Source organism: Nocardia sp. NPDC058666 (assembly GCF_042714895.1).
Lineage (GTDB): Bacteria > Actinomycetota > Actinomycetes > Mycobacteriales > Mycobacteriaceae > Nocardia.
On record NZ_JBHXRY010000021.1, the window covers coordinates 15,298 to 30,801 of the forward strand.

General features: G+C 66.1%; 14 protein-coding genes. 12 read left to right on the top strand and 2 right to left on the bottom strand.

What is annotated here, in order from left to right; all coding sequences use genetic code 11:
• Positions 1 to 36: 36 nt before the first annotated feature.
• Positions 37 to 636, top strand: a complete 600-nt coding sequence (locus tag ACFWVD_RS26920; RefSeq protein ID WP_379247436.1) for a TetR/AcrR family transcriptional regulator — start codon at positions 37 to 39, stop codon at positions 634 to 636.
• Positions 637 to 666: 30 nt separating this feature from the next.
• A complete protein-coding gene (locus tag ACFWVD_RS26925; RefSeq protein WP_379247438.1) occupies positions 667 to 1,905 on the top strand; it encodes a DUF5685 family protein in 1,239 nt (412 codons plus the stop codon).
• A gap of 57 nt (positions 1,906 to 1,962) precedes the next feature.
• Here the strand turns inward: ACFWVD_RS26925 and ACFWVD_RS26930 are convergent, their stop codons facing one another.
• A complete protein-coding gene (locus tag ACFWVD_RS26930; protein WP_379247440.1) occupies positions 1,963 to 3,819 on the bottom strand; it encodes a VanW family protein in 1,857 nt (618 codons plus the stop codon).
• Between the two features lie 290 nt (positions 3,820 to 4,109).
• On the opposite strand from ACFWVD_RS26930, the gene gnd reads away from it, so the two are divergent.
• The 3 genes from gnd (at position 4,110) to ACFWVD_RS26945 (ending at position 7,089) form a co-directional block, all read left to right on the top strand.
• On the top strand, positions 4,110 to 5,141 hold the full coding sequence (gene gnd / locus ACFWVD_RS26935; protein ID WP_379247442.1) for a phosphogluconate dehydrogenase (NAD(+)-dependent, decarboxylating): 1,032 nt from the start codon (positions 4,110 to 4,112) through the stop codon (positions 5,139 to 5,141).
• A gap of 175 nt (positions 5,142 to 5,316) precedes the next feature.
• Positions 5,317 to 6,021, top strand: a complete 705-nt coding sequence (locus ACFWVD_RS26940) for a hypothetical protein (protein WP_379247444.1) — start codon at positions 5,317 to 5,319, stop codon at positions 6,019 to 6,021.
• Between the two features lie 93 nt (positions 6,022 to 6,114).
• Positions 6,115 to 7,089, top strand: coding sequence for an alpha/beta hydrolase (locus tag ACFWVD_RS26945; RefSeq protein WP_379247446.1), 975 nt, complete (start codon positions 6,115 to 6,117; stop codon positions 7,087 to 7,089).
• Between the two features lie 132 nt (positions 7,090 to 7,221).
• On the opposite strand, the gene ACFWVD_RS26950 is transcribed toward ACFWVD_RS26945, so the two are convergent.
• On the bottom strand, positions 7,222 to 8,553 hold the full coding sequence (locus ACFWVD_RS26950) for an acetyl-CoA C-acetyltransferase (protein WP_379247448.1): 1,332 nt from the start codon (positions 8,551 to 8,553) through the stop codon (positions 7,222 to 7,224).
• Positions 8,554 to 8,755: 202 nt separating this feature from the next.
• On the opposite strand from ACFWVD_RS26950, the gene ACFWVD_RS26955 reads away from it, so the two are divergent.
• The 7 genes from ACFWVD_RS26955 (at position 8,756) to ACFWVD_RS26985 (ending at position 15,252) form a co-directional block, all read left to right on the top strand.
• A complete protein-coding gene (locus ACFWVD_RS26955) occupies positions 8,756 to 10,111 on the top strand; it encodes a 3-oxoacyl-ACP reductase (RefSeq protein WP_379247450.1) in 1,356 nt (451 codons plus the stop codon).
• Positions 10,111 to 10,980, top strand: coding sequence for a MaoC family dehydratase (locus tag ACFWVD_RS26960; protein WP_379247452.1), 870 nt, complete (start codon positions 10,111 to 10,113; stop codon positions 10,978 to 10,980). The genes ACFWVD_RS26955 and ACFWVD_RS26960 overlap by 1 nt, the downstream gene beginning before the upstream one ends.
• A gap of 217 nt (positions 10,981 to 11,197) precedes the next feature.
• Positions 11,198 to 12,496 carry an acyltransferase family protein gene (locus tag ACFWVD_RS26965; RefSeq protein WP_379247453.1) on the top strand — a complete coding sequence of 433 codons (1,299 nt, stop codon included), beginning with the start codon at positions 11,198 to 11,200 and terminating at the stop codon, positions 12,494 to 12,496.
• 89 nt (positions 12,497 to 12,585) lie between these two features.
• A complete protein-coding gene (locus ACFWVD_RS26970) occupies positions 12,586 to 12,840 on the top strand; it encodes an antitoxin (RefSeq protein WP_379247455.1) in 255 nt (84 codons plus the stop codon).
• On the top strand, positions 12,837 to 13,265 hold the full coding sequence (locus tag ACFWVD_RS26975; RefSeq protein WP_379247457.1) for a type II toxin-antitoxin system VapC family toxin: 429 nt from the start codon (positions 12,837 to 12,839) through the stop codon (positions 13,263 to 13,265). Before ACFWVD_RS26970 ends, ACFWVD_RS26975 begins: the two co-directional genes overlap by 4 nt.
• Before the next feature lie 217 nt (positions 13,266 to 13,482).
• Positions 13,483 to 13,842 (top strand): hypothetical protein, encoded by a 360-nt coding sequence (locus tag ACFWVD_RS26980; protein WP_379247459.1) that lies wholly within the window; start codon positions 13,483 to 13,485, stop codon positions 13,840 to 13,842.
• 963 nt (positions 13,843 to 14,805) lie between these two features.
• On the top strand, positions 14,806 to 15,252 hold the full coding sequence (locus tag ACFWVD_RS26985; protein ID WP_379247461.1) for a hypothetical protein: 447 nt from the start codon (positions 14,806 to 14,808) through the stop codon (positions 15,250 to 15,252).
• Positions 15,253 to 15,504: the final 252 nt, after the last annotated feature.

Sequence of the window (15,504 nt, forward strand, 5' to 3'; positions counted from 1 at the left end):
GTAAGATAGGTGGTTCACCCTGCGGTAGGAGACTGGATGGCAGGCGGGACCAAGCGACTTCCCCGGGCGGTTCGCGAGCAACAGATGCTCGATGCCGCTGTCGAGGTGTTCGCGCGAAAGGGCTTCCACGACACGTCGATGGACGCCATCGCTGCCGAGGCGAAGATCTCCAAACCCATGCTCTACCTGTACTACGGCTCCAAAGACGAGCTTTTCCGCGCGTGCATCCAGCGCGAGGGCCTTCGCTTCATCGAGGCCGTCGCCCCCGCGGGCAACCCGCAACTGACCCCGCACGAACAGGTCCGCACCGCGCTGGAGGGCTTTCTCGATTTCGTCGACCGCAACCGGCAGTCCTGGCAGGTTCTGTACCGGCAGGCGATCGGCCAGCAAACTTTCGCCTCCGAAATCGACAATGCTCGCGAGCGCGTCATCGAGCTCACTGCGAAACTGCTGGAATCCAGCGCCAAGCACGCCGACCCCGGCACCAATTTCGAGGTGGTCGCGGCGGCGGTGATCGGGGCGGGCGAGGCGATCGCCGACCGGGTCGCGGGCGGGCGGATCGAAGTGGCCGAGGCGGTGGATCTGCTCGACGATCTCGCCTGGCGGGGTCTGGCCGGTCGGAAGAAGGCCGACTAGCTGTTGCGGTGGACCCCTACGCCTGCGAAGGTGGACGGTTCACGACAGACGGGGTGGCAGTTGTTCGGTGTGTTGAAGCCGTGTGCGCACGGCGCGGCGAAATATGGCATCGATCCGGGGCAGTGGCAGGCGCACATGTGCGGGCTGTGTCTGGGTTTGCGCGACGGGCACGGCCAATTGGCCCGTGCGGCAACCAATACCGACGCGATCGTGCTCAGCGTGCTCACCGAGGCGCAGGCGGGACAGGGGGCGCGCACGATGGCGGCACCGTGTCCGCTGCGGGGGATGAAACGGGCCTCGGTGGTGAGTGCGAGTGCGCCGGGGGTGCAGTTGGCGGCTACGGCGTCATTGTTGTTGGGGGCGGCCAAGATCGGTGATCATGTCGATGATGGTGATGCGTCGGTGCTTGCTCGTGGGCCGATGCGCAGGGTCTCGAAGGCGTGGGCGGTCAGTGCGCAGCGGCAGGCCGATCTGATCGGGCTGGATGTGCGGCCGATGCTCGCGGCGATCGCCTCGCAGTCCGCACTCGAAGCTCGAGCAGTGTCGGCCGATGCTGTTGCGGTACACGAGAATCCGCCGTCTGCTCCCGCGATCACGCTCGACGAACTCACCGGGCCGACTCAGTTGTGTGCCGCCACGCTTTTCGGGCATACCGCGACGCTGGCCGGTCGGCCGGAAAACGTTGCGGCGCTGCAGGAGATCGGGCGACATGTCGGGCGTATCGCGCATCTGGCGGACGCTATCGAGGATCTCGAACGTGACCGGGTGCGTGGGCGGTTCAATCCGCTCGAAGCGACCGGGACGGGTATGCCGCGTGCTTATGAGCTGTTGCGCGAGAGCGAGTCTCGGATTCGGGAGGCTGCGGTCGAAGCCGAACTCGATCAGCTGCCGACCGTGCGTTGGGCGCTACTGGATCCACTGGCGAGTCTGTTGCGTCGGCTCGGTCGAGGTCTCGGGATCGCGGTCGGTCATGCGTGCCGCAATTCCGCTACCGCTCAACAGCAGTCGCCGTACGAGTTCCCGTCGCCGCCCGAACAGCGGCCGAATCCGCCCGGTCCGTTCCGGGCCGCGGGGCAGGTCTTCGGCGTCTACTGCACCGGGATGGCCTTCTGTTTCGACCACACCAATCCGTGCACCGGCGAACGAAAGGACGCTTGGGGCAAGCACTGCAATGACTGCTGCGGTTGGTGCGACTGCTGCAGCAGTTGCGCGGACTGCTGCGGTGACGGGTGTTGCTGCGACGGCTGCTGCTGCGATTGCAACTGCTGACGAAAGCGGCTCGCGCGCAGGGATTTTCACCCTACGCGCGAGCCATCTACCGAATCCCTACTCGCACTTCACCACGGGAATCGGGTCGTACTTCACCGTGCGTGTGTGCCGCGAGACCTGCGCACCCGTCTTCGCATCGGTGATCACCCGCGTATCGGAGATCGTGAAACCGGGCGCACCCTCGGACGCGATGCAGTCCTTACCCTTGGGCAGTTTCACCTCGTTGGGTTCGGTCGGCTTGGACTTCTCGCCCGTAATCGATTCCACGTTCACGGTTTTGGTGCCCCACAGCCGCACGGTGATGTCGGAGCCGGACGCCACGGCCTGGATGTAGACGCCCGTGGTCGCGGGGTTGCGGAAGGCCAGGTCGATCGCCCCGTCGAACACGGTCGCTTCACGCGCGGCCGGGTATCGGGAGATGTAGTAGCTGTGTTCGGTGTGTCCGCCGTCTTCCATTCCGGCGAAGTAGGCCGCGTTGTACAGCGTGGTGGCGAACTGGCTGATGCCGCCGCCGACCGCGGTGCTGGGCCTTCCCTTGTCGATGATGCCCGATTCCACGTAGCCTTCCGCGGCGGTGCGCGGGCCGGTGAAGTCGTTGAGCGAGAAGGTTTCTCCCGGTTTCACGAACGCGCCGTTCACCTTCGCGGCCACGGTGCGGATGTTCACCCCGGAGGGTCCGCTGAAGCCGCCGGTGGTGAATTCGCCGATGGACTCGTTGACGCCGAGCGCGTTGGCGGCCTCGGTGGTGAGCTTGGGTTCGATCCGCTGGTACACCACGGGGCTGGTGCGCGGTCCCGGCTGCGTGAGCACCGCGGGCAGCTGCTCCAGAGTCTTTGCCCAGTCGACCTTTTCGCCGACGACCGACGGCACCACGGTCGGCTTGCCAACGCCCAAGGCGAAGGTGGCGTCCTTGGGTTCGATCTCGGATTTCACCAGTTGCGGTGCGAGCAAGGCGATTACGGCGTCGTTGTCGATCTTCGGCGCGAGCCCACCGTTGCCGTCGGGCACGAAGCTCAACACGTCGGCGATCTGACCGGTGGTCAGGGACGTCTGAACATCCTTGCCCGCCAACGTGATCGGCGAGGCGACTGCCGGAGTGGCGATATCGCGCACGGCCGCCTGCACGGCATCGGTGCGCACCGACACCGGCGCGTCGACCACGGGCAGATCCAGCTCGCTGGTGGCGGCCCATCGTTCGGTGATGGTGGCGCGCGCGGCCTCGGTGTCGAGCACCCGGCCCGGTACCGGCGCGACCGCGACGGGCTTGCCGTTGTCGAATCGGACGGTGCCCTCGACGGTCGGGTTGTCGTGCGCGCGGAACGCCTCGACCTGAGCGTTCAAGGCGATCGTGTCAACGGTGCTGGACACGGGTACCTCGCGCGTCCCGAACAGTGAGATCAGTCGGCGCATCGGGTTCAGCGGCTGACTGCCCACCGCGTCCCAGGTGCGGTCGTAGTCCACGGCCAGACCGGCGGCGGCGGGCACCAGGCTCGCCTGGACGTCACCGATGCGCACCGGCAGCGGTCGCTCGGCCTTGGGCCCGAGCTCGGCGTGCAGCAGCGCGTCGGCCTCGGTCTGGTCCATGCCGCCCAGCTCCACACCGGCGACAACGACGCCGCGCGGCACCTCGCCCGCGCTGAACGCGAGGTCGGCCAGGTAGGCGGCGGTACCGACGGCGAACACGGCACCGACCACGATCCCGATCCGCTTGACCAGCTGCTGGTTGACCGGGGAGGTCGGCGGCGGCGGGGTGGGGCCGGGGGTGGGCGACCAGCGATCGCGGGTCACGGTACTGAGGGGCTGGGTCAGGGCGGTGGTGTCGGCATCGAAAGTGCGATTGGAGTCGAGCAGCTTGCGTAGTCCGACCTCGCCCCTTCGGTCGGCCGGTCGTCCGGCAGTCGACTCGCTGGGCACGGAGGTCCTTCCGTAATGTTTGAGGGTTCCGGCCCGAGGGTAACGCGCATCGGCGCGCTCGGCAGCCCGGCGACCGGTGTGCGGGCAACAGAAAGGCTCCGCGTAGTTGCCGGGTCGGGGGTCTGGCAACTACACGGAGCCGATCTGTTTATCGGTGCTCCGACCGGGGCGTTACACCCCATTCGGAACAATGTCGGCGCGCCGCACAGGCACCGCCCTGACGTCGCGCTCGCCCGCGCGAGACAATCGACGTGAGACTGGACACCACCACCGGACTACGAGGAGAACTGATGCAGCTGGGAATGATCGGCCTCGGCCGGATGGGCGCCAATATCGTGCGTCGCATCGTGCGCGACGGGCACACCGCCGTCGGCTACGAACGGCACCCAGGGCCCATCCCCGAGCTGGAATCCGAGCTCGGCGACAAGTTCCGTGGCACCACCGATATGGCCGAGTTCATCGGCATGCTCGACGTGCCGCGCGTGGTGTGGGTGATGATCCCCGCGGGCGCCACCGGCAAGGTGATCGAGGAGGTCGCCGAGCTGCTCGAGCCCGGCGACATCATCATCGACGGTGGCAACAGCCGCTACCACGAGGACATCAAGCGCGCGAAGGCGTTGAAGCCCAAGGGGATTCACTACCTCGACATCGGCACCTCGGGTGGCGTGTTCGGTCTGCAGCGCGGCTACTGTCTGATGATCGGTGGCGAGCAGGCGCAGGTCGACTACCTGCAGCCGCTGCTGGAGACCATCGCCCCCGGCTACGAGTCGGCCCCGCGGACGCCCGGCCGCACCGGTGAGCCGTCGCAGGCGGAGAAGGGCTACCTGCTGTGTGGCCCGCACGGTGCCGGGCACTTCGTGAAGATGGTGCACAACGGCATCGAGTACGGCGCGATGGGCGCGTACGCGGAGGGTCTGAACATCCTGAAGCACGCGAACGCGGGCTCGGAGTACCTGCACGGTGAGCACTCGGCGGAGGAGACGCCGATGGAGCACCCCGAGTACTACATGTACGACCTGGACATCCCGGCCATCACCGAGGTGTGGCGTCGCGGCTCGGTCGTGGCCTCCTGGCTGCTGGACCTGACCGCATCCGCCCTGGTCGCCGACCCGGACCTGGACTCCTTCAGCGGCCGCGTCTCCGACTCCGGCGAAGGCCGCTGGACCATCGACGCCGCCATCGACACCGCCGTGCCCGTCCCGGTCCTGTCCGCCGCGCTCTACCAGCGCTTCTCCTCGCGCGGCCAGGCCCTGTACGCGGACAAGATGCTGTCGGCGATGCGCAAGGCGTTCGGCGGCCACAACGAGCTGCCGCAGAAGTAGCCCCCTTGACGCCCGCAACCGGCCTTCTCGCACGTCAGAAGGCCGGTTGTCGCGTTGTCGGATCAATTTGGAATGTGAATGTTCCACAAAAACGGGAACGTGTTCCAGTTTTCAGGACAAGCGTCCAGTAGGGCCGATACGTTGTGCGCGAAGGGGGTCAGCCTTGGAGGAAATCATGTTCCGGACTTCGCGTCTCGCCGCGGGCTTCGCCACAACAGCCCTGGTCGTCGCCGGTGTCGGTGTCGGTGTCGGCTTCGGCTCCGGCGTCGCCGCGGCGCAAACCTGTGCGAGCAGCAGCCACGACACCAAGCAGGATTGGAGCACCGTCGGCGTCACCCACATCTACGACAAGAAGGTCGAGGCGGCGGAGATCGGCGTGGGCACCGCCGCCACGTACACCGTGGTCATCGGCACCACCGGCATCGGCAACCCGTACGTCAACACCATCACCGACTTCCCGCCCACCGGCTTCGGCGCGCCGACCAAGGCCACCATCACCGCCTATCACGCGGTCGGCGGGCAGGTGACCGAAGAGGTCACGCCCACCCCCAACGCGGGCGGCTGGAAGGTCACCAGCACCGGCTGGTTCGTCAACTCCGGCAACCCGGTCACCCTGACCATCACCTACCCGGTCCCCAGCTCGCTCACGGTGGGCCAGTCGGTCACCAGCGGTGGCGTCGGAGTGGCGGGCACCGTGGGTGTCAGCAACGAAATGCCCAACCTCACAGCCTGTTTCACCGCGCGCGGCGCGAACGCGGGGGAGACCGTGATCGGCAGCCTCGGCGACAACGGGCTCGGCTCGTCGGACGGTCAGCTCAGCTCCACCGGTTCGGTGTCCGACATCATCGGCGATGTGCTGCGCAACCTGATCGGGAGCTGATCCGATCGCCGGGACGGGGTTCGCGCTGCCGTCCCGGCGCTTCGGTACGTGTCGAAAGTTGTTGCGGCCCTGCGTGTGCGAGGAAGTTCTCTGTTGAAGTCTGTGCTGGCAGTCATCGTTGCGCTGCTGTGTGTTTCGTCGATCGGCAGCGCCCGCGCCGACGGTTCGCGACTCGATCACGTCGACCGGCCGGGCCAGCGTCAGCAGACGCTGTCGGTGTACTCGGCCGCGATGGACCGGGTGATCCCGCTGCGGGTCATCACCCCCGCCGACACCAGTGTGCCGCGTCCGACGCTGTACCTGCTCAACGGCGCGGGCGGCGGTGAGGACGTCGCGAATTGGTACAACCAGACCGATCTCGTGAGCTTCTTCGCCGACAAGAACGTCAACGTGGTGACCCCGGTCGAGGGCGCGTTCTCCTATTACACCGACTGGCAGCGCGACGACCCCAAGCGCGGCCGCAACAAATGGCAGACCTTCCTCACCGAAGAACTCCCCCCGATCATCGACGCCACCCTGCGGACCACCGGGGTGAATGCCATTGCGGGCCTTTCGATGTCGGCCACGGCTGTGCTCAACCTCGCCATCGCCGCCCCCGACCGCTACCGCGCCGTCGGTGCCTACAGCGGTTGCGCCTCGGTCGATGACCCCGTGAGCCGCGCCTACATCGATTTCGTGTTGGCTCGTGGTGGCGCCGACCCCGTCAACATGTGGGGCCCACCCGGCGACCCCGCGTGGCGCGCGAATGACCCGTATCTCCACGCAGAAGGCTTGCGCGGCAAGGCAATCTACCTCTCCAGCGCGACCGGCCTGCCCGGCTCCGCCGAAGTCCTCCCGCCCGGCGCGACCCCCGGAAAAGCCCTCGGCATGACCAACCAGATCCTGCTCGGCGGCGCTATCGAAGCCGCCGCGAACCAGTGCACTCAGCGCCTCGCCGCGCGCCTCGCCGAGCTGAACATCCCCGCCCACACCGAGTTCCGTCCGGCAGGCACCCATACCTGGCAGTACTGGGAACAGGACCTGCACAATTCCTGGCCACTGATCGCCGCCGCTATCGGCGCGAGCTGACACCCCGGCGAAATCACGCAATCGGCCTCGCTGGAATCAGTTTTCTGACTATTCGGCGACGAAGTGCGTGAAAATGCCGACGGCGGGCGATCTCCTCGGAGACCACCCGCCGTCGTTGTCGATCAGCAGCGATTAACGCTCGATGATCGCGACCACGCCCTGTCCACCGGCGGCGCAGATGGAGATCAGCGCACGGCCGGATCCCTTCTCCGCCAACATCTTTGCCGTCGAGGCGACGATGCGCCCACCGGTCGCGGCGAACGGGTGGCCCGCGGCCAGCGAGGAGCCGTTGACGTTGAGCTTGCTGCGGTCGATGGAACCGAGCGCGCCGTCCAGGCCCAGGCGCTCCTTGCAGTACGCGTCGGACTCCCACGCGGCCAGCGTCGCCAGCACCACCGAGGCGAAGGCTTCGTGGATCTCGTAGTAGTCGAAGTCCTGCAGGGTCAGGCCGTTGCGGGCCAGCAGGCGGGCGACCGCGTAGGTGGGGGCCATCAGCAGGCCGTCGGGGCCGTGGATGTAGTCCACCGCGGCGACCTCGGAGTCCACCAGGTGCGCGAGCACGGGCAGCTTGTGCTCGGCGGCCCACTCGTCGGTGGACAGCAGCACCGCCGACGCGCCGTCGGTGAGCGGGGTGGAGTTACCCGCGGTCATGGTGGCGTCGCCTGCCTTGACGCCGAAGACCGGCTTCAGGGTGGACAGCTTCTCCACGGTCGAGCCGGGGCGCAGGTTGTCGTCGCGGGTCAGGCCCAGGAACGGGGTGACCAGGTCGTCGAAGAAGCCACGGTCGTAGGCGGCGGCCATGTTCTTGTGCGAGAGGTAGGCCAGCTCGTCCTGCGCCTCGCGGGCGATGCCGAATTCCTTGGCGGTGACCGCGGCGTGCTCGCCCATCGACAGACCGGTGCGCGGCTCGGCGTTCTTGGGGATCTCGATGCCCAGCATCGAGGGCCGCAGCTGGCCGACCAGCTTGAGCTTGTCCTTGTTGGTGCGGGCGCGGTTGGCGGTGAGCATCCACTCGCGCATGTCCTCGCTCACGCCGATCGGCGCGTCGGAGGTGGTGTCGGCGCCCCCGCCGATACCGGAGTCGATGCGGCCCAACGCGATTGCGTCACCGACGGTGACGATCGACTGCAGGCCGGTGCCGCAGGCCAGCTGCAGGTCGTGGGCCGGGGTGTAGGGCGAGAGCTTCGAGCCGAGCACGCTCTCGCGGATGAGGCTGTGCTCGCCGACCTTCTTGAGCACCGCGCCACCGACGACCATGCCCAGGCGCTCGCCCTGCAGGCCGAACCGGCTGACCAGGCCGTCGAGTGCGGCGGTGAACATGTCCTGGTTGGACGCCTTGGCGTAGGCCTTGTCGGAGCGCGCGAACGGGATGCGGTTGCCGCCAACGATGGCGACCGGGCGCTGGGTCTTGGCGGCCTTGGCGGTGCTGGACTTGGCCGTCGCCGAGCGGGCTTTGCTTGTCACTCGAGTTTCTCCATGGTCTCGTCGGTTCCGGGTACGCCGGCCGGTGGATGGGCCCCCGTGCGGTCACAGCGTCGTATCGGTTTACATTAAACTTACTCCGGAGTAAGTTCGTTGTCGACACCGTACCCGCAAGTGTGCGCTCACACGGGGGACACTGGGCGGAGCACGGTCACACACTCGTCGAGCACAGAAGGTAGGAACAGTGGCAGCCAAGAGCAAGGGTGCACCGAACCTCTACGGATCTTTCATCCACTCCGCCCCCGGCGCGTTCCTCGCGAACAAGCTGGGTCTGCCGCAGCCTGCGCAGCTGCGTCGGTACAAGGCCGGCGAGCCCGCGCTGCCGGGTCCGGTTCTGTTGGGCGGCAAGGGACGTCTGGCCGAACCGGTGCGTGCGCTGCTGTCGGATTACACCGTCGCCGACACGGTCGAGTCGGGCACCAAGTACGGCGCGCTGGTCTTCGACGCCACCGGCATCGACTCCATCGACAAGCTCGCGCAGCTGTTCGAATTCTTCCAGCCCGCCATGCGCAGCCTCGCGCCGTCGGGTCGCGTCGTGGTGCTGGGCACCACCCCTGAGCTGGTCGGTTCGGTCGACGAGCAGATCGCCCAGCGTGCGCTGGAAGGCTTCACCCGCTCGATCGCCAAGGAACTGCTGCGCGGCGCGACCGGTCAGCTGGTCTACGTGCACCCCGAATCCGGTGCTGCTGCAACGGGTCTCGAGTCCACCCTGCGCTTCCTGCTCTCGGCCAAGTCGGCCTTCGTCGACGGCCAGGTCATCCGCGTCGGTGCCGCCGATTCCGTCGCCCCCGCTTCGTGGGACAAGCCCCTCGCCGGCAAGGTCGCCGTCGTGACCGGTGCCGCGCGCGGTATCGGCGCCACCATCGCCGAGGTGTTCGCCCGTGACGGCGCCACCGTGATCGTCGCCGACATCCCCGCCGCGGGCGAGGCGCTGTCGGACACCGCGAACCGGGTCGGCGCCACCGCGCTGGCGCTGGACGTCACCGCGCCCGACGCCGCCGAGCGTTTGGCCGATTTCGCCACCGAGCGTTTCGGCGGCATCGACATCGTCGTGCACAACGCGGGCATCACCCGCGACAAGCTCCTGGCGAACATGGACGAGGGTCGCTGGAGCTCGGTCATCAACGTCAATCTCGCTGCCCCGCACCGGATTACCTCCGGCCTGGTCGCCAAGGGTGTGCTCAAGGAAGGCGGTCGCGTGATCGACGTGTCCTCCATCGCGGGCATCGCGGGCAACCGCGGCCAGACCAACTACGGCGCGTCCAAGGCCGGCGTCATCGGCATGGTCGACGCCGAAGCGCCGCTGCTGGCCGAGAAGGGCATCACCATCAACGCGGTGGCCCCCGGTTTCATCGAGACCGCCATGACCGCCGCCATCCCCGTGGGCACCCGTGAGGCCGGCCGCCTGATGAGCTCGCTGCTGCAGGGTGGCGAGACCGTCGACGTCGCCGAGACCATCGCCTACTTCGCGAGCCCGGCGTCGAACGCGGTGAGCGGCAACGTGGTTCGCGTCTGCGGTCAGAGCCTGATCGGCGCCTGATGACCCAGACGATCACTCTCACCGAGGTCCCCGGCAACGGCGGACTGTACGCGAAGGCGGCGCTGGGCGCGGTCCCGCTGCCCGCCGCGCTGTCGGCCCGCAAGCCGACCCTGCCCGACCGTCGCGTGGTCATCGAGGGCGTGCGGGTCGACCCCGATCACCTGGCCGCCTACTGCCACGCCACCGGTTTGCGTTTCAGCGACTCGCTGCCGTTGACGTATCCGTTCATCCTGGCGTTCCCGCTGGTCATGGAACTGCTTGTGGCACGGGACTTTCCGTTCACCGCCGTCGGCTCGGTGCATTTCTCGAACGTCATCGAACGCACCCGCGAGATCTCGATCGCCGAGCCGCTCGACTTCACCGCGCACATCGAGAACCTGCGGGAACACCCGAAAGGTCTTCTGGTGGACGCGATCACCGAGATCCGGGTGGGTCGTGAACTGGTCTGGCGCCAGGTCTCCACCTTCCTGCACCAGCAGCGCACGTCCCTGTCCGGCGGCCCCAAATCGGCACCCCCCGCCGACGAGGTCCCCCCGCCGCCCCTGCGCGTGCAGCGCGTCGATCAGAAAATGATCAGCCGCTACGCCGCAGCCTCGGGCGACCGCAACCCGATCCACGTCTCCGGAATCGGCGCCAAGGCAATGGGTTTCCCGCAAACCATCGCCCACGGCATGTGGTCCGCAGCCACGATCCTGGCTTCGGTCGAAGGCCGCATCCCCGAAAAGGTCACCTACGCCGTGAAATTCGGCAAGCCGATCTTCCTGCCGTCGTCGATCAACATCTACGCCGACCAAGCAGACCCCGGCTGGGACCTGTCCATCCTGCACCCCAAAAAGGGCTACCCCCACCTCACCGCAACCTTGCGCTGAGTTCCCGCTGACCGGGCCGCACACTCCAGGGGGGTGTGCGGCCCGTTTGGTACTCAGGGGCCTTCTGACAGAAGGCGATCGTTGACGATTATCGGCCGTTACAGCTTTATGTCGTGAGATCAATCATGGTTTCGCTGGGTGAATGCCTCGAACGCAGCGAGGTTAGGATTTCAACTATGCTTTCGGTTGATCTTGTTCAAATCTTTTGCGGTGCGGTGTGACGAAACCTGATGAGGTTCGTGTCGGTCCGATCGCGCCTGGCGTAGTAGACGTACGTTCTCGCGGTGGCCGGTACGAGTATTTGGATGCTCTTCGAGGCTTGGCAGCCCTGGCCGTGGTTCTTCAACATTGTTCGGAGCTCGCGTGGCCTGCGTACGCCCGATTCTCGGGAACGCATTTCGGTGCTGGCATGTTCGGCGTCTTTGTCTTCTTTGTCGTCAGCGGCTTCATCATCCCCGCATCATTGGAGCGAGGGCGGTCGCTCGGCGCGTTCTGGGTAGGCCGATTCTTCCGGCTTTTCCCGCTGTTCTGGGGCTGTCTGATCGCCGCGATGATCCTTCATTCGGTCGGCAGGTTCAGCCTGCAAGCGGGCCTACTTGCCGATCCCGGATGGCACTTCGCCACGAATGCCACCATGGTGCAGTTCTTCCTCGGCGCACCGAATACTCAGGTGATCGGGGTTGCTTGGACGCTGTCCTATGAGCTGGTGTTTTACCTATTCGTGTCGCTGTTGTTCCTCGGTGGGCTGAACCGTCGATCGGTGCCGCTGGCGGTCCTGGCGATCGGCTCGATTGTCGCCGCCCTGTTTCTACCGGCCGCGATGGTCAACGGCCCCGACGCGAGCCTCGCCAGCCGCCTGATGGTCGTAGCCGCGACACTGGCGGTCGCAGTATTTTTCGCTCGTCGTGCGGCGAGCAGTCGCTCGGCCGCCGCGGCGATCCTGCTCGCATCGATCGCCGTTCCATTGGTTCTCAACCAACCGGGCCCGTCTTCATACTCCGCCATGATCTTCGCGACGATGTTCGTCGGCACGGTGCTCTACCGGATGACGGCGGGCGAGATCAGCACCACGCTCGGCTGGGGGGTCTTCGGCTTCGCCGCGTTCGTGATCGTCGGATTCAAGTTCGTCGTAGAGCAGCCCCACTGGGATCCGGCGATCGGCGCGTGGATCCCTTGGTGGAAGGAAGCGGTCACCATGGCCTGTGCCTACCTGCTGTTCGCTGCCGCCCTGCTGCTGCGCCGGTATTCCTTCCCGCGCCCCCTGCTTTTCCTCGGGCGGATCAGCTTCTCGCTATATCTCATACATGCCCTCGTGCTCGGCGCCATAAAACCCTGGACGACATCGGTCCTAGGAATTCCCGCGGCCTGGCTCACCTGGTTCACCTGGGTGCTCGGCTCGATCGCGCTCGCGACTCTGACTTACCACGCGATCGAGAAGCCCTTCCACAACCTCGGTCGCCGTCTCATGACCAAGATGGACGCGCGGCCGCGCCCGGAGACAACCCCAGTCGCCTGAGGCGTCATTCGACGGACGAACCGATTCGCCTGGCCGAACCGCGGCTTTTGATGCTTTGGCATCAAAGTAGGTGATGGTATGATGCCTTCATGCGAACCACGGTAACTCTGGATCCCGATGTCGCAGCTCTGATTGCGAAGCGGATGCGTGAGACGGGCGCCTCCTTCAAGAAGGCGCTCAACGATGCTGTCCGCGCGACTCTCGCTTCGCGGCCGTCGCGGACGGAGGTCCGGCTGCCTGTCCGGAACTTGGGCGCGCCGACGGTTGACCTGGACAAGGCGCTCGGGTTGGCGGCTTCGCTCGAAGACGAAGAGATCGTGCGCAAACTCGAGATGCGCAAATGAAGGTCGTTGACCTGAATGTGCTGCTGTATTCGGTCAACGCCGACTCGCCCCATCACGCCGATGCGCATGGATGGCTGACAAAGGCGCTGAACGGTCAGGAGCCGATCGGTTTCTGCTGGGCGGTCATGCTGGGATATGTCCGCTTGAGCACGAATCCACGGATTTTCCCCAATGCCGCCTCGTCGGTAGAAGCCATCGACGACGTTCGGTCCTGGCTCAGCAGTGAAATGGCCGTGGTTATCGGGCCAGGAACGGGGCACCTGGAGTTACTCGACGGCATCCTGCAAAAGTGCGGAACGGCCGGGAACCTGGTGACCGACGGTCATATCGCCGCGCTTGCCGTCGAGTTGGGTGCCGAGGTTGCGACCTTCGACAACGACTTCCACCGATTCGACGGCGTGCGGGTATTCCGGCCCGCAGGGTAGCTGGCAATCGACGTCGAGCTCGGGTCAGCAGGTGTTGATCGCTGTTCTTCCGGCGAGGCGGTCCAGCAGCCAGGCACCGATCTGTGGACCTGAGTTCAGCGTGGTGTGCCCTTCGCCGGGCTGCACTTCGAACTGGATATGGTCGCCGATTCCGCAGCCCGTTCGGACAGCTTGACGTACCCAAGAAGCGTTCACCGTCTGATCGGCCTCGCCGTGTGTGGTGGTCGGGACCGAACTCCTCGGTCATCCCGTCCTGGGCCGGGCAGCCTTTTCCGTTCTCGCCGCCTACCTACTGTTCGCCGCGGCGCTGCTGCTGCGCCGCTGTTCCTTCCCCGACCTGCTGCTGTGGCTGGGCCGGATCAGCTTCTCGCTGTACATCGTTCACGGCCTGATAACCAACATAGTACCCAAATGGCCGGTGTCGGTGTTCGGGGCATACGCGGCCTGGCTCACGTTCTGCACGTGGATCATCGTCTCGCTCGCCCTGTCCGTCCTGACCTACAGCAAGATCGAAAAACCCTTCATAGCCCTCGGTCACCGCGTCATGGCCAAGATGGACGTACCGTCGCCACGGTGACTTGTCAGCAAGTATTTCCCGCCATTGACGGTTGGACTCACAACGCCGTATTCGGTTGTCCGCCAATCGAATACGGGCGGTAACCTGTTATAGGTTTCGGGCGTGAGGTCGGGGGAAGAGCCGGTCGAGACCGGCAAGGTCGGCCCACCTACCGGCAGGCCGCCGAGTTGGGTGACGGTCGTCGACCGACTCCGTGCGACGAGCGAATGCCCCACGGGGAGTAGGGCATTCGCTGAGCATCCATCGCTAGCGGCACGCCGGGGTCGGGTGGGGTTCGGCGCCTGCGTAGGGGCCGCAGAGGAGGATATTGATGATCGCGAGGGGGACGTCGATTGCCGCAGAGCCTGTCCCGGCCATCGCGGCTGGTCGGGCGGGGGCTGCGAGTGCAGGGGCCGCGCCCGCGGTGGCGATGCCGGCGATTGCGGTGGTGGCGAGCAGGATTCGGATCATTCGACGATGCATGAAGTACCTTCCGAAGGAATTCTGAGTAACGCTAACGACTACATCGGGTGGGTCGGCGTCGCTGTTAGCCAGAGCTTTTCGGGGCTTGTCATCGCGAAAGCTGCTGCGTAAAGGGCAGATTCGGCAACACGGCGAGTTGTCCCAATCGGCCTCGAGTCGAATTTTCGTGCGCGCCAATCGTATTCACATACCCCAGCGTTACCGGATTCGGGCGTGATATCTCTCATGGTCTACGCCGGGTGATAACTGGGTATACAGAAAGGTTCGGCACAAGCACATATCGACATCGCAGTTCGGGCACCGTATAGCTCGAGTCGATAGATCGATTGTGCAGCGGTAATGATCTCGGTCGCGGTTGACACCGTTCAACCCGGGGTACCACGGTTCGCTCGATCTGAACCGGGGCGTGGCGAACCTCCGGCTATCGCGTTACGGGAGCCCCGAAGGCCTGGGGCTAGGGAAGTGTCGCTGTAACGTGTTAGAAATCTTCCAGTCGGCACAATGTCGGCAATCTTGTTGCATACCAAGGGGTTTCATTACATGAAGAAGATCCGCACGCTCGGTTTCGGCATCGTCATCGCGGCCGGGATGGCCATGTTCGGCACCGGCATCGCCGCCGCCGAGGAGACCAAGCCCGAAACCGGCGGCGCCGCCGAAGAGGCGACCACCGGTTCGGCCGACGGCCTTGCCGAGTTCCTGAAGCTGCTGGTGTCCGGTTCGTCCGCGGCCGAGGATCCGGCAGACCCTGCCACCCCGGCGCCCGCCCCGGCCCCCGCCACCCCCGTCGCCGACGAGGTCACTCCCGAGGTTCCCCCCGCGACCGGCGGTACCGAGGACGAAGCCCCCGACACCGGTTCGGCCGACGGCCTGGCCGAGTTCCTGAAGCTGCTGGTCAGCGGCTCGGCCGAGGCTGAGGCCGAGGACCCGGCTGTCGACCCGGTTAAGTGACGCATTCCTGACGACGTATGCCCGGCCATGAGCCGGGCATCCGTCGTTTCAGGTCGTGCGACGGAGCTGTGTGGTCCCTATGGGCGCTTGACGACGGTCCTGCTGGGATACGTCCGACTCAGCACGAACCCGCGAATTTTTCCCAACGCCGCCTCGTCGGTCGAAGCTATCGACGATGTCCGGTCCTGGCTCAGCAGCGAGATGGCGGTAGTCGTCGGCCCGGGAACGGGACACCTGGAACTGCTCGACGGC

Coding starts and splice junctions, on each gene's coding strand:
- ACFWVD_RS26920 (WP_379247436.1), top strand. CDS start 37: ATGGCAGGCGGGACCAAGCGACTTCCCCGGGCGGTTCGCGAGCAACAG.
- gnd (WP_379247442.1), top strand. CDS start 4,110: ATGCAGCTGGGAATGATCGGCCTCGGCCGGATGGGCGCCAATATCGTG.
- ACFWVD_RS26940 (WP_379247444.1), top strand. CDS start 5,317: ATGTTCCGGACTTCGCGTCTCGCCGCGGGCTTCGCCACAACAGCCCTG.
- ACFWVD_RS26960 (WP_379247452.1), top strand. CDS start 10,111: ATGACCCAGACGATCACTCTCACCGAGGTCCCCGGCAACGGCGGACTG.
- ACFWVD_RS26970 (WP_379247455.1), top strand. CDS start 12,586: ATGCGAACCACGGTAACTCTGGATCCCGATGTCGCAGCTCTGATTGCG.
- ACFWVD_RS26975 (WP_379247457.1), top strand. CDS start 12,837: ATGAAGGTCGTTGACCTGAATGTGCTGCTGTATTCGGTCAACGCCGAC.
- ACFWVD_RS26985 (WP_379247461.1), top strand. CDS start 14,806: ATGTCGGCAATCTTGTTGCATACCAAGGGGTTTCATTACATGAAGAAG.